1 protein-coding gene is annotated in these 437 nt (G+C 38.2%); it reads left to right on the top strand.

The window, feature by feature from the left end; genetic code table 11:
- Nucleotides 1-437: hypothetical protein (locus tag ACT9TX_RS18480; RefSeq protein ID WP_481340603.1), on the top strand; the 437-nt coding region annotated here is incomplete at both ends.

The raw sequence follows: 437 nt of genomic DNA, 5'->3' as shown, positions 1-437 counted from the left end.
TTTACAGGTACTGGCATTCGCTTTGTAACACGTAACAATACCGATGGCGGTATTATCCAAGTTTTAATAGATGGCGTCCAGGTAAAAATGTACGATTCCTGGATGTGGTTTAAAGATAACCAATTTATTGCTTACGAAAATCTTGCGCTGCCTTATGGTAACCACACCATAAAAATTGTAAGCACTGCCGACAACAATTTTTCATCTACCGCCAACAACTGTGCACTCGATTATTTTGAATATTTTAATAACGGCAATTTAGTTTCTGCAACGCAGCCGTTTATTTCTTTTAGTGCCACGGCTCTTACAAACACAAACAGTAAAACCACCAATTGCAATTCAGCTACTGGCAATATCCCATTTTTTGTAAATGATTTACAGGTGACCGATTTGAAAAACCTCAACATCGTTGCCACTTCATCAAATACAGCGCTAGT

The sequence above is a fragment of the Parasediminibacterium sp. HNIBRBA5674 genome (assembly GCF_056745525.1).
Note: the sequence above shows the minus strand (reverse complement) of the source record. Positions and strands in the feature narration are given on the sequence as shown.